This window comes from Streptomyces sp. NPDC043952 (assembly GCF_056435325.1).
Map to the genome: position 1 here is coordinate 387,319 of NZ_JBWKES010000003.1, position 22,987 is coordinate 410,305.

Annotated in this window: 18 protein-coding genes and 1 pseudogene; 12 read left to right on the forward strand and 7 right to left on the reverse strand. The window is 71.0% G+C overall.

Translation table 11 applies throughout. From position 1 onward, the window contains the following. The 4 genes from AC069R_RS05370 to AC069R_RS05385 form a co-directional block, all read right to left on the reverse strand. Entirely contained in the window at nucleotides 1–276 is a 276-nt protein-coding gene (locus AC069R_RS05370) for a DUF4190 domain-containing protein (RefSeq protein ID WP_478764608.1), read from the reverse strand. Then, nucleotides 267–443, reverse strand: coding sequence for a hypothetical protein (locus AC069R_RS05375; RefSeq protein WP_478764709.1), 177 nt, complete (start codon nucleotides 441–443; stop codon nucleotides 267–269). The genes AC069R_RS05370 and AC069R_RS05375 overlap by 10 nt, the downstream gene beginning before the upstream one ends. A gap of 260 nt (nucleotides 444–703) precedes the next feature. Next, on the reverse strand, nucleotides 704–3,433 hold the full coding sequence (locus AC069R_RS05380; protein WP_478764710.1) for a molybdopterin-dependent oxidoreductase: 2,730 nt from the start codon (nucleotides 3,431–3,433) through the stop codon (nucleotides 704–706). Beyond that, nucleotides 3,430–4,251: an FAD binding domain-containing protein gene (locus tag AC069R_RS05385; RefSeq protein ID WP_478764712.1), complete on the reverse strand. Its 822-nt coding sequence runs from the start codon at nucleotides 4,249–4,251 to the stop codon at nucleotides 3,430–3,432. The genes AC069R_RS05380 and AC069R_RS05385 overlap by 4 nt, the downstream gene beginning before the upstream one ends. A 214-nt stretch (nucleotides 4,252–4,465) precedes the next feature. Here AC069R_RS05385 and AC069R_RS05390 point away from each other — a divergent pair, with 214 nt between their 5' ends. Then, entirely contained in the window at nucleotides 4,466–6,076 is a 1,611-nt protein-coding gene (locus tag AC069R_RS05390; RefSeq protein ID WP_478764713.1) for a PucR family transcriptional regulator, read from the forward strand. A gap of 306 nt (nucleotides 6,077–6,382) precedes the next feature. Here the strand turns inward: AC069R_RS05390 and AC069R_RS05395 are convergent. Then, a pseudogene (locus AC069R_RS05395) lies at nucleotides 6,383–6,598 on the reverse strand (hypothetical protein); the annotation flags it as partial. A 781-nt stretch (nucleotides 6,599–7,379) separates the two neighbouring features. Next, complete coding sequence (locus tag AC069R_RS05400) at nucleotides 7,380–7,841, reverse strand: DUF6531 domain-containing protein (protein WP_478764715.1); 462 nt, start codon at nucleotides 7,839–7,841, stop codon at nucleotides 7,380–7,382. An 11-nt stretch (nucleotides 7,842–7,852) separates the two neighbouring features. Between AC069R_RS05400 and AC069R_RS05405 the strand changes: the two genes are divergently transcribed. The 6 genes from AC069R_RS05405 (at nucleotide 7,853) to AC069R_RS05430 (ending at nucleotide 17,009) form a co-directional block, all read left to right on the forward strand. Next, nucleotides 7,853–9,193 carry an alpha/beta hydrolase family protein gene (locus AC069R_RS05405; RefSeq protein ID WP_478764717.1) on the forward strand — a complete coding sequence of 447 codons (1,341 nt, stop codon included), beginning with the start codon at nucleotides 7,853–7,855 and terminating at the stop codon, nucleotides 9,191–9,193. 368 nt (nucleotides 9,194–9,561) lie between these two features. Continuing rightward, the gene (locus AC069R_RS05410; RefSeq protein WP_478764719.1) at nucleotides 9,562–11,823 is read left to right on the forward strand and encodes a HAMP domain-containing protein; all 2,262 of its coding nucleotides are present in this window, start codon (nucleotides 9,562–9,564) and stop codon (nucleotides 11,821–11,823) included. A 14-nt stretch (nucleotides 11,824–11,837) separates the two neighbouring features. Further along, nucleotides 11,838–13,478, forward strand: coding sequence for a poly-gamma-glutamate synthase PgsB (pgsB, locus tag AC069R_RS05415; RefSeq protein ID WP_478764721.1), 1,641 nt, complete (start codon nucleotides 11,838–11,840; stop codon nucleotides 13,476–13,478). Further along, a complete protein-coding gene (locus AC069R_RS05420) occupies nucleotides 13,479–13,961 on the forward strand; it encodes a poly-gamma-glutamate biosynthesis protein PgsC/CapC (RefSeq protein WP_478764723.1) in 483 nt (160 codons plus the stop codon). It begins immediately after the preceding gene. Nucleotides 13,962–14,004: 43 nt separating this feature from the next. Continuing rightward, nucleotides 14,005–15,063 carry an NlpC/P60 family protein gene (locus AC069R_RS05425; RefSeq protein WP_478764724.1) on the forward strand — a complete coding sequence of 353 codons (1,059 nt, stop codon included), beginning with the start codon at nucleotides 14,005–14,007 and terminating at the stop codon, nucleotides 15,061–15,063. A 41-nt stretch (nucleotides 15,064–15,104) separates the two neighbouring features. Next, nucleotides 15,105–17,009 carry an ArnT family glycosyltransferase gene (locus tag AC069R_RS05430; RefSeq protein ID WP_478764726.1) on the forward strand — a complete coding sequence of 635 codons (1,905 nt, stop codon included), beginning with the start codon at nucleotides 15,105–15,107 and terminating at the stop codon, nucleotides 17,007–17,009. 483 nt (nucleotides 17,010–17,492) lie between these two features. On the opposite strand, the gene AC069R_RS05435 is transcribed toward AC069R_RS05430, so the two are convergent. After that, nucleotides 17,493–17,972 carry a LamG-like jellyroll fold domain-containing protein gene (locus AC069R_RS05435; RefSeq protein WP_478764770.1) on the reverse strand — a complete coding sequence of 160 codons (480 nt, stop codon included), beginning with the start codon at nucleotides 17,970–17,972 and terminating at the stop codon, nucleotides 17,493–17,495. 635 nt (nucleotides 17,973–18,607) lie between these two features. Here AC069R_RS05435 and glgX point away from each other — a divergent pair. The 5 genes from glgX to AC069R_RS05460 all read left to right on the forward strand — a co-directional run bounded on the left by glgX (nucleotide 18,608) and on the right by AC069R_RS05460 (nucleotide 22,816). Beyond that, nucleotides 18,608–20,749, forward strand: coding sequence for a glycogen debranching protein GlgX (gene glgX / locus AC069R_RS05440; RefSeq protein ID WP_478764727.1), 2,142 nt, complete (start codon nucleotides 18,608–18,610; stop codon nucleotides 20,747–20,749). A 233-nt stretch (nucleotides 20,750–20,982) separates the two neighbouring features. Then, the gene (locus tag AC069R_RS05445; RefSeq protein ID WP_471055802.1) at nucleotides 20,983–21,129 is read left to right on the forward strand and encodes a hypothetical protein; all 147 of its coding nucleotides are present in this window, start codon (nucleotides 20,983–20,985) and stop codon (nucleotides 21,127–21,129) included. Beyond that, nucleotides 21,126–21,731, forward strand: coding sequence for a PRC-barrel domain-containing protein (locus AC069R_RS05450; protein ID WP_478764728.1), 606 nt, complete (start codon nucleotides 21,126–21,128; stop codon nucleotides 21,729–21,731). Before AC069R_RS05445 ends, AC069R_RS05450 begins: the two co-directional genes overlap by 4 nt. Then, entirely contained in the window at nucleotides 21,728–22,153 is a 426-nt protein-coding gene (locus AC069R_RS05455; protein ID WP_478764730.1) for a PRC-barrel domain-containing protein, read from the forward strand. Before AC069R_RS05450 ends, AC069R_RS05455 begins: the two co-directional genes overlap by 4 nt. Before the next feature lie 375 nt (nucleotides 22,154–22,528). After that, nucleotides 22,529–22,816, forward strand: a complete 288-nt coding sequence (locus AC069R_RS05460; RefSeq protein ID WP_478764732.1) for a hypothetical protein — start codon at nucleotides 22,529–22,531, stop codon at nucleotides 22,814–22,816. Nucleotides 22,817–22,987 lie beyond the last annotated feature (171 nt).

A 22,987-nucleotide genomic window follows, 5' to 3' on the forward strand; every position in this document is an offset into this window, starting at 1 on the left:
TCAGCCGCTCCAGATCGACCAGGAGGTGGCTCCGTGGGCGGAGGCCAGGACGGTGAAGAGGATCAGGTCGGCGATGCCGAGGCCCAGTCCGAGCAGTGCCCGGAAGCGGCGGGGTGTGTCCCGGCGCAGGGCGAGGAGGGCGAGCGCGATGGCGATGGGGCCGAGGACCAGGTTGAGGACGAGCAGTCCGAGGAGTCCCAGGACGAAGGAGGCCACGGCCATGCCTTCGGTGTCCCGTCGGCCGGTGCGGGCGGAGGGTGGTGCGGTCAGCCGCATGGTCGGGCCCTCCTGGAGCGGGAGCGCCGGCGTCGCTCGCGTCCGGCGAACACGACGAGCCAGCCGATGATCACGGCGCCGGCCAGCAGGGTGACGGGCCAGGGGAGGTAGGCGGCCGAGCCCAGGATGATGCCCAGCAGGAGCAGGGCGGCGACCAGGAAGAGCACGTCTACCTCCTCGGTTCGACGGTGCCGGCGGTGGACGGCGGTTCGCCGTCGCGTCCGTACGACGACTTCTGCGGCCGTTTCGTCAACGCGTTCATGACATCGCCGGTTACCCGCGGACGCGCGTCTCACGCGCCGGGGACGCCACGGACCGGTCCTCAGGTGACGCACGTACCGCAGTCATGCCGCATCCGGCCGGCGGATTCCGCTGCCGCATCGGTGCGGGCAGTGCCGTCCCGCCCCTGAAGGGCTCCGAGAAGTCTTCAACGTTCCGTCACACCCGCCTCGTGCAGCGCCAGCCACACGCGATCACGGGTCAGGGGCAGCTCGGTGAAGCGGATGCCCGTCGCGTCGCGCAGGGCGTTGGCGAAGGCGGGGGCGACCGGGTTGAAGGGGCTCTCGCTCATCGACTTCGCGCCCAGGGGACCGATGGCGTCCGCGGTCTCCATGAAGTGGACCTCGGTACGCGGGATATCGGCGTACTGGGGCAACCGATAGCGGCGGAAAGCGGCCGTCTCGACCTCGCCCCGCCCGTCGATGCGGACGTTCTCGAAGAGCGTGGCACCGAGGGCCTGCGCGACGCCGCCCTCCACCTGACCGCGGCACTGCATCGGGTTCATGACCTTGCCCGCGTCGGCGGCGTGCACGCTGCGCAGGATGCGGATCTCACCCGTGGTCGGGTCGACGGCCACCTTGAGCCACTGGGCGTTGAAGGCGACCGAGCGCGGAGTGCCGCCGAACCGCCCGTCGGCACAGAACTCGACACCGACCGCGCGGGCGGCGCCGTACAGCTCCTTCAGCAGCAGGCGCCCGCCGGGGTGCAGGACGGCTTCCTCGGCGAGCCGGCAGTCGGCGCGCGGCACGCGCAGGTGGGCGGCGGCGAAGTCGAGGAGCATGTCGGCGAGGGCGCGTGCGGCGCGCAGCGTCGCCTTGCCCGCGACGACGGTCCCCGTGGAGGCGAAGGCGCCGGTGTCATGCCGTACGACATCCGTGTCGGACTGGCGGATGGCGATCCGGTCGACCGTGGTGCCGAGTTCCCCGGCCGCGATCTGCTTGTGCACGGTCGTCGTACCGTTGCCGAACTCGGCCGTGCCGACGGCGAGATCGTAGGTGCCGTCGGGCAGCAGGGCGGCCTTGGCGTCGGCGATGTGCCCGCCGGGCGGACCGGTCGCGATCATCGCCAGAGCCGCGCCCTCGCCGACCAGCCAGCCCTCCGGCGCGCCTTCGCCGGCGTCCTTGTGGGCCTGCGCCCGGCGCACGATGCCGAGGCACTGGTCGAGGCCGTAGCTGGCGATGTGCAGATCCTCCTCGTGCCCGCCGGGGGTGACCATCGGCTCGTCGGCACCGATGACGTTACGGGCCTTGAACTCCAGCGGGTCCAGGCGCAGTCGGCGGGCGAGCTCGTCGAACGCGGACTCGACGGCGAAGCTCACCTGGCCGAGGCCGTAGCCGCGGAAGGTGCCGGCCGGAACGGTGTGGGTGTACACCGAGTAGGCGTCGACCTTCTTGTGCGCGGCGCGGTAGACCGCCATGGACTCGCCGACGCTGTGGAACATCACCGCCGGCCCGTGATTGCCGTACGCACCGGTGTTCGCCACCACCCGCAGCTGCAAGGCGGTGAGGGTGCCGTCACGGCGGGCGCCCGCTTTGACGTGGATGAGGAAGGGGTGCCGGGTGGTGGCGCCGTAGAACTGCTCGGCGCGGGTGTACTCCAGCTTCACCGGGCGCCGCAGCTTCAGCACCGCCAGGGCGACGATGTCCTCGACGAGCATCTCCTGCTTGCCGCCGAACCCGCCCCCGACCCGTCCCGCGACCACGCGGACCCGCTCCGCGGGCAGGTCGTACAGCGCGCACAGCGCACGGCGGGTCAGGAAGGGGGTCTGCGAGCTGGTGCGCACGGTGAGACGGCCGTCCTCGTCGAACCAGGCGACGGCCCCGTGCGTCTCCAGGCTGGCGTGCTGGGCGCGCTGGGTGCGGAAGGTGTCCTCGTAGACGACGTCCGCCTCGGCGAAACCGGCCGCGACGTCGCCGATCTCCCCGTGCGCCTCGCCGACCACGTTGTCGGGGGGACGGGAGATCCGGTGCCTCTCCGCGTCCTTGTCGTGCACGATCGGCGCGCCCGGCCGCATGGCCTCCTCCGGATCGAGGACGGCCGGCAGCACGTCGTACGTCACCTCGATGCGCCGGCAGCCCTCCTCCGCGGCCGCTTCGCTGTCGGCCACGACGGCCGCGACGCGCTGGCCGATGTAGCGGACGGTGTCGTCCAGGACGCGGGTGTCGTCCGGGTCCTCCTCGGGGTGCTCGTGGCGGGCCGTGGAGAAGTGCCGCTCCGGCGCGTCGCGATGGGTGAACACGGCTTGTACGCCGGGGACGCGCAGGGCGGCGGAGATGTCGATCGCGACGATGCTGGCGTGGGCGTGCGGGGAGCGCAGCAGCTTCATGTGCAGCAGGCCGGGCACGTCGATGTCGAAGGTGTAGCGGGCGGTGCCGGTGACGACCTGGGGCCCGGCCGGGGCGGGCAGGCTGCGGCCGACGGACTCGCCGGGCGCCGGCTCCTCGACGTTCTTCACCCCCCGTACGGCGTCCTCGATGGCCCGGTAGCCCGTGCAGCGGCACAGGTTGCCCTTGAACGCCCGCGGCAGGTCGGAAAGTTGTTCCTTGTCGAGGGCGGCCGTGGTCATCAGGAACCCGGCCGTGCAGAAGCCGCACTGGAAGCCCTGCGCGTCGAGGAACTTCTGCTGCACGGGATGGAGTTCGCCGTTCGGGGCGGCAAGGCCCTCGACGGTGGTGACGGTGCGGCCGTCGGCGCGGAACGCCGGATACAGGCAGCTGTGCACCGGACGGCCGTCCACGTGGACCGTGCAGGCGCCGCAGTCTCCCTGGTCGCACCCCTTCTTCACGCCGAACCAGCCGCGTGCGCGCAGATAGGTGCGCAGACACTGGCCCGGCCGGGGCTCCTCCTCGTGGGTCCGCCCGTTGACGTCGACCTTCATCGTGCCGCCTCTCCCAGTTCCCGGCGGATCTCCTCCGCGTACCGGAACGTCATGTGCCGCCGCCACTCGGGCAGCCCGTGGATGTCGTCGAACCACTCGTCGTCCGCGACCGCGCCCTCGATCGCCGCCCGCAGCGCGCCGGCCGTCGGCGGCAGGGGGAACCAGAGCCGGACCGGCCGGACCGTGGCGGCGGTGACCGTGACGGCGAGGGAGCCGTCCTGTGGGTCGAGGGTGCCGATGACAAGCACCCCGGAGCGCCCCAGTCCGTACAGCGACGCCTGCCGGAACGCCGTACGGCAGGCCAGCGCACGGGCGGAAAGCGTGACCGAGCGCAGCAGTTCGCCCTCCGCCAGGACCTTGCGGCCCGCCCCGGTGACGAAGTCGACGACCCGGACCCTGCGCCGGACGCCGCTCTGGCCGAGCAGCAGGCACTCCCCGTCCAGAGCAGCCGTGAGCGAGATCATCGGGCCCGCCGGCAGCCCGTTGCACAGATTCCCGCCGACGGTCGCCATGTTCCAGATCTTGAACGAGGCGAGGAAGGCCCGGCAGCACTGCTCGAACAGCGGCGCCGACTCGGCGAGGAGACGCTTGCCGAAACGGGACAGCTCGGCGATCGTGCACGTCGCGGCGACCTCCACGGAGCCGTCCCGATGCTGCTGGACGGGCGTCCAGCCGGTGCGGCTCAGGTCGATCAGGCGGCGCAGGTGCGGCTGCGGTTCCGAGAACAGGTATGTGCCGCCGCCGAGCCAGGCGTCGCCCGGCCGCCAAGGCGCCGGGTGCCGTGCGTCCCGTATCTCCACCACCGTGTTCAGGTCCATGAGCGACCAGTGAAGCAACCGGAACCGGCCAGAACGACTGGTTCACAGCACGGAAAAGACGGCTTCTCCCGCTCGGTACTTGGTGAATCAACCAAAAGGTATACCGCCCGTCTGCGCTGGCATTTACCATGCGGAGACTCGCTTTCACCTGGTGAATGCGAGATGCCGGGTGTCGGGCACCGCCATTCGGCAGCCGTACGAGGAGCCGGATCACATGCACGTCGAACACCTCTTTCAGGACGAGTCCCTCGGCCTGCGCCTGCTCTGGGCCGAGGGCGCGCTGCTGCGCCGGGAGATCAGCGGGGTCACCGTCACCGACCTGGAGGACCCGGCCCGTTTCGTCCGGGCCGACGAGGTGGTGCTCAGCGGGCTCGTCTGGTGGAGCGCGGACCGGGGGAGGGAGAAGGCGGAACGGTTCGTCTCCGGGCTGAGGGACGCGGGCGCCGTCGCCCTGCTCGCCGGCGAGGAGACGCACGGCACGGTGCCCGAGGACTTGGTCGAGGCGTGCAGGCGGCACGGAGTACCGGTCGCGGGCGTACCGGCCCACGTGATGTTCCGCGCGATCACCGACACCGTGTACCTGCGGCAGTGGGGAGAGCTGAGCCGCGGTCAGGCCCTGCCCGAGCACGTGCGGGTCCGGCTGGACCAACTGGTCGCGCAGGACGCCGCCCCGGCCCGGGTACTCGGCGCCGCCTTCGCGCACCTCGACGGGATTGCCGCCTATGTCCTGACCGCGACCGGCCGGACCGTCGCGGCCACGCCGGGCGCGCGGCCGCTCCCGGCGCGGGAGGCCGCTGCCCTGCTGGGAGGCGATACCGGCGTGACGGTCGCCGTGGAGACTGCCGATGCCACCCCGTACGACCTCTGGTTGCTGTATCTGCCGGATGCGGCCGGAGCACCCCCACGCCTCCTGCACGAGATCGCCCGCGTCCTGGGCCGCTGCCGCGCAGCGCTGTCCCGGCAGCGGGCCGCTCAGCGTCAGGCGGCGGACGAAGCCGGGGACCTGATCAGCGGGCACCGAACCGGCGACGTCGATGCCGCGGCACGTGCCTGCGGTCTGCCGGCCGAGGGCCCGTACCGCGTGGTCGCAGCCGCCACCAGCACCCGCCAGGAGGGCCTCGCGGAGGGCGCTCTGTCCGAGGCGATCGCGCTCACGAACCCGGCATTCGCCGTCGTGGGGCGCCTGCCCGACGGGACCGCCTTCGCGGTGCTGCCCGAAGACGCCGCCCGCGGGCTGGGGGAGACGTGGCGGTTGGTGGCCGCCTGCGCGCCGGACATCCTCCTGCACGGCGGGCTCTCCTCACCGGCGGACGCGGCGGACGCGGCGACCGGGCTGCCCGGCTCCCTGGCCCAGGCCCGCTACGCCCTCACCTCCGCCCGGACCACCGCACCGGGGGCCTCGGCCCTGACCGATGCCACCACCCTGACCACGCTGGGCACACTGCTCACCGGCGTACCGGCCGAGGTCCGCACCGCGTTCAGCAGCACCCTCCTCGGGCCGCTGCTCGACCCGGCGAACGCCTCCGCCGCCGTGCTGCTGACCACCCTGGAGGTCTTCCTCGCCTACGACGGCTCCTGGGCACGCACGGCCGAAGCACTGCACGTGCACGTCAACACCGTGCACTACCGCATCCAGCGCATAGAGCATCTGACGGGCCGTGTCCTTTCCCGGCTCAGGGACCGACTCGACCTGTGCGCGGCGCTGCTGTGCCGCACGGACCCGGCCTGCCCACCGGCCACGACAGCCGTGCATCCGAACGGCGCCTCCACCGCTACGACCGCTCGCCGTGCACGCCCGTCGACTTCATCCGCGCCCCGACGGTAACGCCGACCGCCAGGCCCAACTCCCGCACCGCCTCCCGGTCACCAGGGACACGACTTGGTGTGGTCCGGCGCGGATCTCCACGCGCGCCCCAACGTGGTGCACGGTCGGCGCCGTAGCCCTCCCGGTGAACGCGTCGCGGACGAAGGCCGGCGACCCAGGCATCGCGGATGCAGGCAACACGATGACGGGCCCGGTGTGGATCACCATCAACAGCGGGAGCGGTCTCCTCCTCGAAAAGGACCCGTTCGCCGGTGGGCCGAGGCAGGCACTGCCCGGCGTTGCCGCCGTCCGGGTCTCCGGGCCCCAGGGTGCGGCTTCGGGCCGGAGCCGTTCGACCGCCGCGTCCGACAACGACTCCTGGAGATCCCCCCGGCGGCGGTAGATCGTCCATGGCGTCGCGCCCGCACTCAGGGCGATCACCGGCACGGTCAGAGTGTCGCAGCCCTCCTCCGAGGCGCGCCGGCGGCGCCGACCTGGCCATACGCCCTGCCCACCGGCACCCCGACGCCGCGCAGCCCGCACCGCGTGAGCCTGCCCGCCGCCTTACGGCAAATCCGCCTTGGCCGGCAGCACCTTGGCTCCCGCTCCCAAGGCGCGCCGCGCATGACGCTCGCCTCACCCGACGAGCGGACGGCGCCGCGACTCCGATCGCCTGCCGCGTCCTCGCTCGCCTTCTCCATGAGCCCAGCGGCGCGCAGGGCCGACACATGACCGTATGCGTCGATTTCGTACTCGGTGCGGGAGCCGCGGCGTCCGGACCACTGCGACTTTCAACGCATTCGGCCTGCCCGTGGCCGTCACCGAGCGCGGCGGTCGTACGCGTCGCTACGAGTACGACGCGTGGCAATCTGACTCTGTTACCGAACCCGATTACCCAGTGCGTCAAGCCGGTCGCGGGCATCGAAGACGAAGCGTGTGGTGTGATCCTGTCGCCGGTGTCCTGATGCCGGGTGCAGGTGAAGGCGGACGACAGGAAGCCGTCGGGGCCCGCCGTTTGCACGACCCGGCCCTGCTCGTCGTATGTGTAACGGAAGGCGCAGCCGTTGCGATCGGTCCACGACGTGATGCGGGCCTCTTCGTCATAAGTGAACCGGAGCGGCAGAGCGGAGGTGTTGACCACCGTGTCGAGGTTGCCGTGCGGGTCGTAGCCGCAGCGCCGCACGGTCTGCGGACCTGACGGAGTACGCAGGGACAGCTCACCCACGCGGTCGTCCGCCAGGGTCACCAGTGAACAGGCGCGTGAGGCCGGACGCGGGGGCGGTGATGCGATACGTGGTCGTGGCGTCGTGGCGACCCCCAGACGTCAGGTGGCACCGGAGCCGGTCAGCTCAATGCGCTCGTCCAGAGTGGATGCCCAACTGCGTCCGAACCAGTGCCCATAGCGGTAGTCCGACCGATGTGTCCGCCGCAGAACGAGCGGAATCGCGTCGGCCAGGGCCACGTCCGTGTCGCTCAGCGTCATCTCGCCCGTGGCGACGTCGACAGGATCGTTTTCGCACCTCTTCTTGGTCAGCGGGAGGGCGTTGCGGCGCGGGTCCGATGCGGCGCCCCGCAGGGAATCGGGCCTGGTCCGCCGCCCGTGGCCAAGGCCGCCCGCGAGACGGGACCCACCGTCGCCGTCCTTGCCGAGTCTGATCGAGTCGACCTTGTCCCGGACACTCTGGTCGTTGTGCTTGTGAGCAAGGAGGGTGCGCCGGTTCTGTGTACAGCAAACGGCGATACGGTGTGCGGCAGTCGATCGCTTGTTCAGCGATCGCTGAGCCACAAGGGGGTTCCATGAAACACCGTCACCCACGCCGCCGTCGCAGAGTGATCGCCGGCGCGGTCGGTACGGCGAGCGCGCTCGCCGTCGTACTGGGCGCCGGGATATCGCCGGCGATGGCCGCCGGGACGACGCACGGCAAGGACGCGGTCGGAACGGCCGCACCCGACGGGAAGGCGCCCTGGGCGCCCGAGAACGACGAGCCGCCGATACAGCACAAGGCCCTCAAGCCGTCGGCCACACCGCGCGACTCGGTACGGGCGTCCGGGCTCAAGCTCAGTATTCCCGCGCCGACCGGAAGCCACAGCGTGGGCATGGTCGGGCTGCACCTGGTCGACAAGTCCCGCACCGACCCGTACGTGCCCGGCAAGAAGCCCCGCGAGCTGATGATCTCGCTCTTCTACCCGACCTCCGCGCCGTCAGGGCACTACCAGGCACCGTGGATGTCGTCGCTCTCGGGCGCCCACTTCCTCGCCTCGCGCGGCCTGTCGCCGCAGCAGGTGACGCTGCCGACGACCGCCGGGCACGTCCTCGCGCCGGTCGACACCAAGCTCGGCAAGCTGCCCGTGCTGCTGTACTCGACCGGGCTGCACTCCGACCGGGCGCAGGGCACCGCGCTCGTCCAGGACCTCGCCAGCCGCGGCTACCTCGTCGTCACCGTCGACCACACCCACGACGCCAACGAGGTGCAGTTCCCGGGCAACCGGGTCGAGGTCAACACGATGCCGTCGGGCGCGCATTCCTCCGACACCCTCAACGTGCGCGCGGCCGACATCAAGTACGTCATCGACCAGCTCGGCGTGCTCAGCAAGGGCGGCAACCCGGACGCCGGCCACGCCACGCTGCCCACCGGGCTGACGAAGGCCGTCGACATGTCCCACATCGGCATGTTCGGCTGGTCGCTGGGCGGCGCGGCGGTCGACACCGCCATGCAGCTCGACCACCGGATCGCGGCGGGTGCCAACCTGGACGGGCAGTTCTTCGGCTCGGCCCCGAGCAAGAACCTGGACCGCCCGTTCCTGCTCTTCAGCTCCGGCACCCACAACCGCAGCAACGACAGTTCCTGGCGCACGCTCTGGTCGCACCTCAAGGGCTACCGGCTGGACATCCAACTCCATGGCGCGGCGCACCTGTCGTTCAGCGACAACGAGTGGATGGTACGGCAGGAGGCGGCCCTGCTCGGGCTCTCCCAGTCCCAGCTGGAACAGCAGTACGGCACCATCGACCCGAAACGTGCGTTCACGGTACAAAGTACATATCTCGCGGCCTTCTTCGACCAGGAACTGCGGCACAAGTCCCAGTCTCTGCTGAACGGCCCGAGCAAGAAGTACCCGGAGATCTCGTTCGTCCACTGACCACCGGGCGACCCTGGGCCGCGACCGGATGATACGAGGAGAGGCTGACCGCGCCGCTCGGGTCCGCCCCTCCTCTTCCGCTCCCGCCGCCGGGCCCTTGCCGACGCCTTCCGCTCCCGCCGCCGGGCCCTGGCCGACACCCCGCGTGGTCGGCGGCCACCGTCGGTATCCGGTCACTCCCGGCGTTCGGCCGGATCACCCCCACTTGTGCAGACGGGGGCAAAACCGTGATGGACATGCCATCACTTGGCACTAGAGTGTTCGTTCGCATCATCGAACGCTCATGCGCTCGGCGTCAGAGAGGAAGCCCTGCCCTGCCCACCGAGTTCCGGGCGCCACGCCGACACCGTATCCGCCGCCGCGCCGATATGCCGCTCCTCGGCGGGGTACGCCCACCCATAGCCTCGCTCGTCCTGCTGCTTCTCGTCGTCGCCGCCCTGACCGTGGCCGGTCTCGGCGCGATACACGCCGAGCGGGTGCCGTCGGCCGTGCTCACGGCCGAACAGCGGATCGCCGCGGACACCGCGCTGTCGGTGCGCACCTCGATCGACGTCGAGGCGAACACCGTACGGCGCAGCGCCGACGCTTACACCCCGACCCGTACCACCTCCACGCCCGCCGGCGCGCTCAAGGAGCTCACTTCCGCGCGGAAGGCCGTCCTCGGCAGCGCGCTGCTCGACGCGCGCACCGGTAAGCCGCTGGCCTTCGGCGGCAAGCCCGTGCCGCTGGCCGGGCTGGACGCGGCCAGGCTGTCGTCCGCACACGGGCCGGTTCCGCCCCGGCTGGTGACCTCCGATGGCCAGGCGCGGCTGCTGTACTTCGCCAGGGTGACCCTGCCCGCGCAGCAGGAGGACGCCAACCAGGACCAGAACCAGGCGGACACCACCGAGCGGCAGTGGCTGCTGGTGGTCTGTGAGGCGCTCCCCGCCGCCACGGCACACGGCCAGGGCGGCACGGCCCGGATCCTGGACGCCAAGGGCGACACGCTCGGCAGCGCGGCCCACGACGCCGCGGCGCCCGACGACGGACTGTCCGCACCGGTCTCCCGAGCGGCGAGCGCGTCGGCGCGGGCCACCGGGGCCTCGGGCAGCCTGCTGGGTGCCACCACCGGCGACCGGCGCATCGTGGGCGGCTGGGCGCAGGTCGCCTCCGGGACCGGGCCAGGTCACACCGACGACCTCGGGCTGGTGGTGCTCACCTCCCGCCCGGTGCCCGTCGAGGCAGCCGCCGTCGACTACGTGGGCTTCGCGCTCAAGGCCGCGGCGACGCTCGCCGGCCTCGCCGTCCTGCTCGGGCTGGGGCTGTACCTCCTCGTCCAGCGGCCGCTGCTGCGGCTGTACCTGTCCGCGGGCCGTCTGGCCCGGAGCGCGTCCGCGAATGGACCGGCCGCGTGGGCGGAGCTGGACCGGCCGGTCCCGGTGCACGGCTTCGGGGAACTGGCGCGCATCGGACGGGCGCTGGAGTCGCTGCGCGGGCAACTGCGCGGCGACAGCGGCCCGCGGGAGTTCCCGGCCCGCCGCGCCCCTGGTTATCGGGCGCTGGCCGCGGTCGGTGTGCTGCTGGTGGCCTGCTGGTCGGTGCCGATGATCTTCCTGCTGAACCGTGCCGACACCGCGACCGCCGTTCCCGCCCCGGTCCTCGCCGGTCAGCAGGTGCGCACCGAGATCGCGGCGAACCGGGTGCGGCAGTCGCTCGACCAGTCGTACAGCGCGCTGAGCGATGTGGCCGCCCGGCTGGCGGGACGGACCCGGAGCGCGCAGAGCGAGCTGCTCCGCAAGACCCTGGACGAGCACAAGCAGTACCGCTCGCTGTATCTGCTGGATGGCGCCGGCGCCATCACGCTGCGGGTGGGCGACAGCCCGCTGCGCACCCTGGTGCACGTGCCGCGGGGCGGCGGGGTCACCACCGTCAACACCTCCGGCCGGATACCGGCCATCGCCGCCTACGCGCAGGTCCGGGCCGTCCGGGGCAAGCCTCCGGCGGACGGGGTGGTCCTCTTCGGCGAGATCGACGTCAACACCCTCAACTCGGAGCTGGCCAGGCCGGACCTGGGCAGCGTCTGGGTGACCGACGAGAACGACAAGGTGCTGGCGGCCAGCGTGGGCTACCGCGCCTTCCAGACGTTGCCCGAGCCGGGCCTGTCCCGTCTCGCCCGCGCCGCGCAGAGCGCTCCGGGCACGGTGGGAGCCGCGACCTCGGCGGTGCTCGCCTCGTCCTCCGGGCCCTCGGTCGACGCCGCCGCACCGCTCTCACAGAGCGGCCCGACGGCTCGTCTCGGCTGGCGGGTGGTCACCGCGGAGCCCGCGGCGGCCCTGCGACTGCCCGCCGTACAGGCCCAGCAGCGCACCATGCTCGCGGGAATCCTCGCCCTCGCTCTGGGCACCGCCTGCCTGGGCTGGCTGCACGTCGTGGTGATCCGGCCGCTGCGCGCGGTCGCCCGGCTCATCGAACAGCTCGCGGCCGGCGACCGCCGCACCGTGCTCCACCCCGTCAACCACGACGAGGTCGGCTCGGTCACCCGCAGCCTGGAGCTGATCCGTCAGGCCCTGGCGGAGCGCGGCCGGGCGGGCCGATCCGGACCCACCGCCGGCCTTTCCGGGCCGCGGCGCGAGAACTCACTCCAGCGGTAGAAAGACGATTCGGCGTGCTCTTCCTCTATGTCATCGTCCTGCTGTGCTGCGGCGCACTGTGGGTCGCCGGGATCCTCGAGCAGAAACGGCACTTCGCCTCGCTGGAGCAGATACCGACGCGGGTGCTGGTCAACGGCATCCGCGGCAAGTCCTCCATCACCCGGCTGTGCGCGGGCGCGCTGCGCGGCGGCGACCTGGTGACCGTGGCCAAGACCACGGGCACCGCGGCCCGGTTCATCCACCCGGACGCCACCGAGGAGCCGGTGTACCGCAAGTTCGGGCTGTCCAACATCGTGGAGCAGATCGGCATCGTGCGGCGGGCGGCGACCTACCGGCCGGACGCACTGGTGATCGAGTGCATGGCGGTGATGCCCGCGCTTCAGGAGATCAACCAGGAGAAGCTGATCCGCTCCACCATCGGCGTGCTGTGCAACGTCCGTGAGGACCACCTCGAGGAGATGGGTCCGACGCTGGACGACGTGGCACGCTCGCTGTCCCGCTCCATGCCGGTCGGGGGAGTGTGCGTCACCGCGGAGAAGGACCGGCTGCACATCCTCAGGGAAGAGGCCGACAAGCGGAACTGCCGTCTGGTCTCGGTCGACCCGGAGTCGGTGAGCGACGACGAACTGCGCGGCTTCAGCTGGTTCACCTTCAAGGAGAACGTGGCGATCGCGCTCGCCGTCGCCGAACTCTGCGGGGTGGAGCGGCAGACCGCGTTGCAGGGCATGTGGGACGCGCCGCCCGACCCGGGCGTGCTGTCGGTGGAACGCTATGTCACCCCCGACGGCAAGCGGCTGCGGTTCGCCAACGTCTTCGCGGCGAACGATCCCGAGTCGACGCTGATGAACGTCAAGCAGCTCCAGGACCTGGGCGCGATCAAGCATCCGGTGAACGTGGTCATCAACTGCCGCCCGGACCGGGTGGAACGCAACGGCCAGATGGGCGCGATCGTCTCCGACCTCGCCGCCGAGACGGTCTTCCTGATCGGCCATCCGACCAAGAGCGCCCGCGACACCATCCCGGACGGTTTCGCCGGGCGGGTGGTGGACCTCGGCGGCGACCGCCGAGACCCCGAGGAGCTGACCGCGCAGATCCTCGCCCAGCTCGGTCCGGTCTCCTCGCTGGTGGCGATCGGCAACATCCATGGCCAAGGCGAGCTGTTCCTCGAGTGCCTGGCCGAACTGCCGCTGGACGACAGCGAGGAGGAGCCCTCCGCCATGCCTGCCGACGGGGCGGGCACCACGGGCGACGGCCTCGACCAGGAGACCATCCAGATCGCGGTACCCCGGCGGATGGCGGTGTCCCCGCCGCCCGCCCCGGAGCCCTTCAGCTGGGTGGCACCGCTGGAGACACCGGCGTACGGCTTCCACGTCCCCGGCCAGCGGGAACTGGCCCGCCGGCTTGCCGCCCGCCACGAACGGCTCGACCGGCACGACGGCCACGACGACCGGCACGACGGCCGCGACGACCGGCACGACGGCCACGGCGGGCACGGCGACCGGTACGACGGACACCACGGTCACGGCGGCTACCACCGGCAGGAACCGCATGACCGGCATGACGGGTACGACCGGCAGGACCAGCCCCATGCCGAGTGGCCCGAGGCCGGGCCCCACCACCCCTACGAATCCCACCAGTTGCCGAGGAACCCGTAAGTGATCCCCGCTCACCTCACCGCACAGACCGCCGCGCTCGGGATCGCCCTCGGGCTGATCTTCTCGCTCGTCTGCTACCTCACCACCAACCTCTCCCCAGGCGGCATGATCACCCCCGGCTGGATCGCGCTCACGCTCATCACCGATGTGCAGATGGCCGCGCTGATGGTGGGTGTCGCGGCGCTCACCTTCTTCATGACGAAACTGCTCCAGCGCACGGTGATCCTCTACGGCAAGCGCCTGTTCGCCGCCGTGGTGCTGTGCGCCGTACTCATGCAGACCACCGTGATGCTCGCCCTCAACCACGAGTTCCCACTGCTGTACACGTCGCAGACCCTGGGCTTCATCGTCCCCGGCCTGGTCTCCTACCAGATGGTCCGCCAGCCGCTGGCCCCCACGCTGATCTCGACCACGGCGATAACGCTGGCCACGTACGTGGTGCTGGTCGCCGGACTGCTGCTCGGCGCCCTGCCCGTCGGCTGATCCGCCCGCCCCTGTCACCCCGCACCCTCCAGGAGGTCCCGCCATGCACCCTGAACCCACCGGCAACCGCGGCCGCCCGACCCGCCGCGCCGTACTCGGGACGATCGCGGGCCTGGCGGCCGCCGGCGCGGTGGCCGGCTTCGGGTACGACCGCCTCGCCCACGCGGACGACGACGGTGCCACGGGACCGCGCGGCCAGGCATCCGGCCCCCACAGCTTCGAGCGGCTGACCGGCCCCGGCCGCACCGTGGTCCGGACCGCCGACGGCGCCACCCTGGCCACCTTCACCGACGGTGCCCGCACCGCCGTACTGACCGGACCCAGCCGTACCTTCAGCGAGCCGCGCACCACCACCGCCACGCTGACCACCAACGCCTGGGTACGGGTGCTGCCGCACACCTGGCAGCAGGGTGCGGAGAAGTCCGCCTGGTTCACGTCCTGGTTCACCAAGACGCTCGGAGACTCCGCGCCGGACGTGTTCGCGGTGGCGTTCGAGTACAGCAGCGCCGGAGCACCCGACAAACACAACTCCTCCGGTGTGCGCTACGCGGGCACCGCGCACTTCGGCCCGCGCAACCAACGGGTCGCCAACCCGCTGGACTTCGCCTACCACGACGAGCAGTCCGACTTCTACGACTACCTGGGCATCCCCTGGACCTTCGCCGACGGCACCCGTGTCCAGCCCGAGCGGGCCCGCTACGGCGACGTCGACTGCTCCGGGTTCCAGCGGCTCGTCTGGGGCTACCGCATGGGCATCCCGCTGCACAACACCGACACCAAGGGCACCGGCCTGCCGCGCCGCGCCTTCGCCATCGCCGCCTACGGCCCCGGCCTGATGGTGATCCCCGACGAAGGCCGTCAGCCGACCGAGCTGAGCGCCCTGCAACCCGGTGACCTGGTCTTCTTCGCCATCATCAAGGACCAGCCGAACTTCATCGACCACTGCGGTATGTACCTGGGCCTGGACGACCAGGGCCGGCACCGCTTCTACTCCAGCCGCTCCGCCGCGAACGGCCCCACCATGGGCGACCTGTCGGGACACTCCCTGCTGGACGGCACCGACTTCTACGCCCGCGGCTTCCGAGCGGCCCGCCGCCTGTGAACCCACCGCCCCACCCGAACGCCGATCCGAGGACCACTGCCATGGCCACCACCCCCGCCGCCCAGCCCACCGGCGCGCGCCCGCTGCGCCGGCCGGACGAGCCGCCCGCCGGCCGGCCGGACGCCGCGCCGCGCTGGGAACGCCCGGCGCTCGCCGCGGTACTGGTCGCCGCCGCGGTGCTGTACTCCTGGGGCATCGGGCATGCCGCGCTTCACCCGTTCTACGGCGCGGCGATACGGTCGATGGCCGAGGGCTGGCGCGCCTTCCTCTTCGGCGGCCTCGACGCGAGCGGTTCGATCTCCATCGACAAACTGCCCGGTGCCTTCTGGCCCGGTGCCGTCTCCGTGTGGATCTTCGGTCCCCACACCTGGGCGGCGGCGCTTCCGCAGGCCGTCGAGGGCGTGCTCACCGTATGGCTGCTGCACCGGATCGTACGGGTGTGGGCCGGGCCGTTCGCCGCGCTGATCGCCGCACTGGCGCTCACCCTCACTCCGGTCACCGTGGCCCTCGACCGGGCCACCATCCCGGACACCGCGCTGACGCTGCTGCTGGTGGCGGCCGCGGGGGCGTTGCAGAAAGCGGTGCGCACCGGCCGGTTGCTCCCCCTGATCACCTGCGGGATCTGGGTGGGTCTCGCCTTCCAGGCCAAGATGCTCCAGGCGTGGCTGGTGCTGCCGGTGTTCTGGCTGGTCCACCAACTCGCGGCGCCGGGCACGCCGTTGAAGCGAACGCTGCGCTCGCTGCTGGCTGGCGCGATAGCCCTGGTGGTGTCCTGTTCGTGGGTGCTGCTCGCCTGGGCGACCCCGGCCGCCGACCGCCCTTACCTGGACGGCACCACCGACAACAACCCCTTCGCCCTGGTCTTCGGCTACAACGGCCTGAGCCGGTTCACCGCTGACTCCACCGCGTTCGGCGCCGCCGCGAGCACCGCCGCGAGCCGCACCACCGGCAACACCGGCTGGTCGATGCTGGTCAACCACACGGTCGGCCCCCAGATCGCGTGGCTCCTGCCGCTCGCCGTGGCCGCCGCGGTGCTGGGCGTCGTCTGGCGCGCCGGGCAGCCGCGCACCGACGCGCTGCGCGCCGGGTTCGTCCTCTGGGGCGGCTGGCTGGCGGTGCACGCGCTGGTGTTCAGCGTCTCCAACGGCAACCACGCCTACTACACCGCCGTCATCGCCCCGGCCCTGGCCGCGCTGGCCGGTGGCGGGTTCGCGCTGCTGCGCACGGAGTACGAGCAGGGCGGGCGACGGCGCGTCGCGCTTCCGGCGGCGATCGCGGTCACGGTGCTGTGGGCGCTGGTGCTCGACCTGCCCACCGGGTTCGTGTCCTGGCTGCTGCCGGTCGCCGTGATGCTCGCGCTGTGCGGCGCGGTGGGGCTGTGGTCGCGGGGCCCCCGTACCTCCCAGCGGATGGTGAACGGCGCGCTCGCCGCCGGAATCGCGGCCACGCTGGTCGTACCGGCCGGGTGGGCGTTGTCCACCCTGAAGCCGCTCTACGCGGGCGCCTCCACCTCGCCGATGGCCGGCCCGGTGGGCAACGCATACGCCGAGGCGCTGCGGCACCACCGGTCCGTGGCCCGTGTCGGCCTCGACCGGCCGAGCGCCCGCGACCGGGCCCTGCTGAGCTATCTCACCGAGCACCGCCACGGCGAGCAGTACCTCCTCGCCACCCAGGCCGCCTACACCGCCGAGCCGTTGCTGCGCGCGGCGCCGGAACCCGTGCTCGTCATGGGCGGCTTCACCGGCAACACCCCGTTCCCCACCGCCCAGCAGCTCGCCACCCTGGTGACGACCCACCGGCTCCGCTACGCCCTGCTCACCTCGCGGCGCCCCGCCACCGCCGACACCGCCTGGGTGAAGTCCCACTGCGCCCGCGTCCGCCCCACGGCGTACGGCCGTCGCACCGACGGCAGCTTCAGGCTGTACGACTGCGCACCCAGGCCCTGACCAAGCCCTGTACGGCCCTCTCGCCGGAAGCGTCACCGCCTCTCCTGACCGTCGCGGCTCAATGAGCCGTGGCAGCTGGGACGTTGGCGAGGTGTGCCGCGGGACGGCGGCCGCCGACCGTCCCGGCGCGATGCCGGGGGCGTGGCCTTGAGCCTGACCAGGCGGACGGGCGGAACGTCGACGAAGAATCCATCGATCAGGGCATCGGCGCTCTCGTCGTCATGCTCGCCGGTCTGCAACGGGCCCAGGGAGATGTGATAGTCGAGCAAGGCGTCCCGGAGCCGCGCAAGCACGTGCCTCACGTGGTGCGTCGATATCGCTCACCGACCCAGCTCCGGACGGTGAAACCGGGGCGGCATGCGGCCAACGCGGTGCCGGGCCCGAGGCTCCGACGAGGGGACGCCGACATATGCGCGTGTTGCGGGTAAGGAGCACTCCGCTCCCGTGTCCTTCCCGAGCAGGTCTGGAGGGCTTTGCACGGCGTCAGCATGCCGCTCGCTGAGAGCCCCCGATCGGCGGCGTGCCGCGGCTGTCCCAGTCGGCGTGAACCTCGTGTCTGAGTGGATGGGTATGGCCCGGCCCAGAAGCCGGCCATGGATGGGTTGCGATCGTCTGAGCGCCGCCCAGAGCTGGGCAGTCCTTCGAGGTCGGCGACAGCGTCCGCGGGTATACGTGGACGTCGGCCACGGAGCCGGGGAACCAGGTTCGGGGCCGTGGCGGAGGTGCGTTAGTGGCGATCCCCACCAGGGTGCCGTTCTGAAAGAGGGTCATATAGCCGGTGTCGGCGTTACCAGCGACCGGTGCCAAATGGTCCCAGACGCCGACCGGGGTGCTGTTGCTGTCTCCTTCGGCGGTGGGTAAGTCGGAGTTCTCGTCGTTGGTATTCGTGGTCTGGAACATCCAGGCGGCACTGGGTTTGTCGTAGGAGAGGTAGAAGGACTGCTGTTGTGTGGCGCCCTGTATTGGCTGCCGTGTATTGGCGTGCGAACCTCACCCTGCGGCAACTCGCCACCTGACCGGGGAGTCCGGATCCGGCGGATGATCATCCAGCTCGGCCTCACTTGCCGTGCAGCCTCGCAAGAGGTTCCCCAAGGGACACCGCGCCGATCGTGTGGACGGCAATCACCAGGTCGTCGTCGACCGCACAGCCGCCTGGTCGTCGCCGCGGTCGGCCCGGTCCGGGGGACCGCGACAACTCCAAGCCATGGAGTCGTCCGGAGCGAAAGACCCTGTCGGTCGGACTACCTTGATCGCTGACGGTAGTTACCGGGGTGCTCACCTGATCAATCCCTCACCCCCGGTGGTCCTGGCCAGACGGGGCGCCCGGCCGGGGCAGAGGACCAGGACCCCTCGCTCCGGAAGGCCAATGCCCGCGTCGAGCCCGTCTTCGCCGGCAGGTCGCCTTTCCTGCTGGACCGAGATCTCCCCAGGAGAGGAAACATGGGGGTGGCGGGCTGTTCCCCTCCCCGGCAGCGGTGTTCACCGCCGACATGGGCCGCGGTGGCCGAGCGGCACAGGGAGAATGCCCGCGGCCGGCCGGGGCAGAAGTGAACGGCGGGCGTGGGCTTCCCACCATCCTGCTCGGGAGGGACGTGATCATGCGTATCTGGCAAGAGAGCACGAAGATGGGTCCAAGGCCGGGCAGGATGTCGCCGCTGGGTGCCACCTTCGACGGCGCCGGGACGAACTTCGCCGTGTTCTCCGAAGTCGCGCAGCTCGTGGAGCTGTGCCTCTTCGACGAAGACGGCACGGAGGAGCGCGTCCCGCTACGCGAGGTGGACGGCTTCGTCCACCACATCTACCTGCCGGATGTCGGACCCGGCCGGCGCTACGGGTTCCGGGTGCACGGACCTTGCCATCCGGAGCGGGGTGATCGCTGCAACCCGCACAAGCTGCTGCTCGACCCCTACGCCAAGGCGATCGAAGGCGAAATCCAGTGGGACGAGGCCCTCTTCCCCTACCGCTTCGGGAACGTCGAGCGGCGGAACGACCTGGACTCCGCGCCCTACACCGCGAAGTCGGTCGTGGTGAACCCATACTTCGACTGGGGCAGCGACCACCCGCTGCGGACCCCGTACCACGAGACGGTCATCTACGAGGCCCACGTCAAGGGCATGACGCGGACCCACCCCGCGATCCCGGAGGCCATTCGCGGCACGTACGCCGCGCTCGCGCACCCGGCCATGGTCGACTACTTCACCAAGCTCGGCGTCACCGCGGTGGAACTCATGCCGGTCCACCAGTTCGTGCAGGACCACGCCTTGGTACAGAAGGGGCTGACGAACTACTGGGGGTACAACACCATCGGATTCTTCGCGCCGCACAACGCGTACTGTTCCTCGGGGCAGCGGGGCGAGCAGGTGCAGGAGTTCCGCTCGATGGTCAAGACCCTGCACGAGGCGGGTATCGAGGTGATCCTCGACGTCGTCTACAACCACACCGCGGAGGGGAACCACCTCGGCCCGGTGCTGTCCTTCAGGGGTTTGGACAACGCGGCGTACTACCGCTTGTCCGACGAGGACCCACGCTACTACTGGGACACCACCGGCACCGGCAACAGCCTGCGGATGAACCATCCGCACACCCTGCAACTGATCATGGACTCACTGCGCTACTGGGTGACCGAGATGCACGTCGACGGCTTCCGGTTCGACCTGGCCGCCACCCTGGCACGCCAGTTCCACGCGGTCGACCGGCTGTCGTCGTTCTTCGACCTCGTCCAGCAGGACCCGGTCATCTCCCAGGTCAAGCTCATCGCCGAGCCGTGGGACGTCGGCGACGGCGGCTACCAGGTCGGCAACTTCCCTCCGCTGTGGACCGAGTGGAACGGCAAGTACCGTGACACCGTGCGCGACTTCTGGCGCGGCGAGGGCGGCACCCTGGGGGAGTTCGCCTCCCGCCTGACCGGCTCCTCCGACCTCTACCAGAGCGACGGCCGCCGCCCCTACGCGTCGGTCAACTTCGTCACCGCGCACGACGGGTTCACCCTGCGCGACCTGGTGTCGTACAACGGCAAGCACAACGAGGCCAACGGCGAGGGCAACCGGGACGGCGAGAACCACAACCGCTCCTGGAACTGCGGCGTGGAGGGCCCCACCCGAGATCGTGACGTCCTCGCCCTGCGCGCCCGGCAGCAGCGCAACCTCCTCGCCACCCTGCTGCTCTCCCAGGGCGTGCCCATGCTGCTGCACGGTGACGAACTCGGCCGCACCCAGCACGGCAACAACAACGCCTACTGCCAGAACGGGACGCTGACCTGGATCGACTGGGCGAACGTCGCCGAAGGCAGCGAACTGCTGGACTTCACGCGCAGGCTGATCACCCTGCGCCGCGACCACCCGGTTTTCCGCCGCCGACGCTTCTTCAAGGGCCGGGTGGCGCGCGGAGCCAGCGCCGGCGGCAAGGACATCACCTGGTTCACCCCCGCCGGGCGCGAGATGACCGACACCGACTGGGACACCGGCTTCGCCAGATCCCTGATGGTCCACCTCAACGGGAATGCCATCACGGAACCGGACCTGCGCGGCCTGCGGGTGCAGGACGACTCCTTCCTCCTGCTCTTCAACGCCCATGACCAGGCCCTCACCTTCACCCTCCCCGAGGAGACGGGCCGGTGGTGGGCGGTGGAGGTGGACACCGCCATCCCCTACACCGAGTACCGGCCGCTGATCAAGGGCGGCAGCGAGGTCGAGGTCGAAGCCCACGCCATGCTCGTCCTGCGCGGTCACGAGGACGGCTGACCCCGCCCGGACCGCGTCCAACCCCTCGCCACGAGGCACGCGACAGGCCGATCCGCCGGGCCGCGTCACGCCCTCGACGCGGCCCGGACCCACACACCTGCCGACATGCGGGCCGAAGAATCCGGAACGGCCGCGCAGGAAGGCGTGCAACCCGCCCGCGCGGGAAGCCGGAAGCCAGGGACGCGCCACACGGGGCGACGACCCTGGGCGCAGACGGCAGAAGGAGGTCGGCGATGGAATGGTCTGGCTGGATTGTCTTCTTCATCGCAGTGGCGGTGTTGCTCGCCGCGGTGGCACTGGTGGTCCAGGCCAAACGCCGTAGCGGAACGGTGATCGCCATGCGTTCGGGCCGCAGGCCGGGCGGGGAGGGATCGCGGTGATCACCCCACTGCTCGCCTCGGAACTGACCAAGCGGGTGGTCGTGACCCTGAGCGGCGAGGCGGTCGCCCAGGTGAAGGACACCGTGTTCGACTCCGGAGCAGGCCGGATCACCGGCTTCACCCTGAGCGGGCGCGGCCTGCTCGCCGGTCCGCTCAAGGTGAGCCTGCCGTTCTCCGGAGTCCACGCCATCGGACCGTCCGCCGTGATGATTCCCAGTACGGCGGTCCTGGCGGAGCGGAAGGCGGTCCTCGCGGCCCGTGAAGCCGAGCACGGCCAGGTCATCGGCGCGCCGGTCCTCACCGACCAGGGAACCGAAACGGGCACGGTCCTGGACGTCGTGATCGAGGCCGGCGGCAGCGGTCGTGTGATCGGCTTCGAGATCGCCATGAAGGAGAACACCGAGCACGAGAAGCGCAGGGCGTTCATCCCGCGCGGAGAGGAACTCGCCGTCTCCGGACGGGCCATGGTCGTCCCCGCGCACGCCCGCCACTTCGTCGCGGAGGACCTGCCCAGTTTCGGTGCCCAGGTCGAGGCGTTCCGCCGGTACACCGCGCGGCCGTCCCACCTCACACCCCCGACCACCGAGGAGGCCCAGGCATGAGGCTGTTGAGTCAGACCCGCGGCCTGCCGGTGATCACGACGGAGGAGGCAGAACAACTGGGCCGCGTGCAGGACCTGACCGTTGACCCGCGCACGAGGAGCGTCGTCTGCGTGCGGCTGTCCGGAGCTCCGAAACACGCGTCGACGATCGCATGGGACCTGGTCGAAGGAGTGGGACAGGACGCCGTCGTCGTACGGTCCGCCGCCTCCGCCGGTGTCGGACGGCAGGATTTCCCCGCCCATCACGAGATCCTCGGCAAGCGGCTCCTCACGGAACACGGCACCGCGCACGGCACCGTCAAGGACCTCGCCTTCGACCCCACCACCGGACACATCCACACCCTGTACACGGCCCTCGGGGACATCTCCGGTGACCACCTCCTGGGCGTCGGCGACTACGCGGTCGTCGTACGCGGTGCCTGACCGCGGCCGGAAAGATGAAACCGAAGCGCGCTGCTGGCGAAACGGCTGCGGGCGCAGTGAATCCGAGCACTGGGTCGACGCCGACCGAGGCGGCCGCAACACCCGTGCCGAGGTCTTCATGGCCGGGGCCGTCGTCGTCCGGCGCAGGGGGTGTGGTGCACGGTGACGGAGGGGAGTGCTCTCGCCCTGCGGCGACGGCTGCATCACCGGTCCTCGAGGCTGGGACATCGACGGCTTGGTCGCGCCCGCTGAAGTATGGGACTCGGGTGCCTCCGCGTGTACTACGGCCGTGCGGGAGGCTTACGCCAACGACCTGGAGGGCGGCCGGGCGTTGATCGCGGTGTCTGCTGCGTCGAACCGGTCGAAGGCGGACCAGTGGACCCGCGGCTTTTCGCCGGCATCGAGAAGTGGTCACATGACGCGCCGGTCTCGTTCGAGGGCTCTTACGGGTACGGGCGAGACCTGGTCGCGCAAGGCCGCCTCCGCCTCGCGCTGCGCGAACTCGACCCGGTGCTCAGTACTCCCCACCAGCCCGAGCACACCTTCCGAACACTTCAGCCGGTCGGAGACGACGAAGAGGTCGAAGTGCTCATCCCGCTGAGCTCGTCGGCGACCTACTTCCACGCCGGCGACAAACTGCGGCTCACGGTGGCCGGCCGGTAGCAGCGACCCCGCAACCCCTTCTTCGGTCACTTCCCCCACCCGCTACGAACCGACCACCTCAGGGAACGCCACCCTCTTCTGGACGCCCGGTCATGCTTCCACACTTGAGATACCCGTGATCCCTAAGGGATGAGCGGCCCGACACCTTCCTGAGAGCTCCTGACAAGGGCG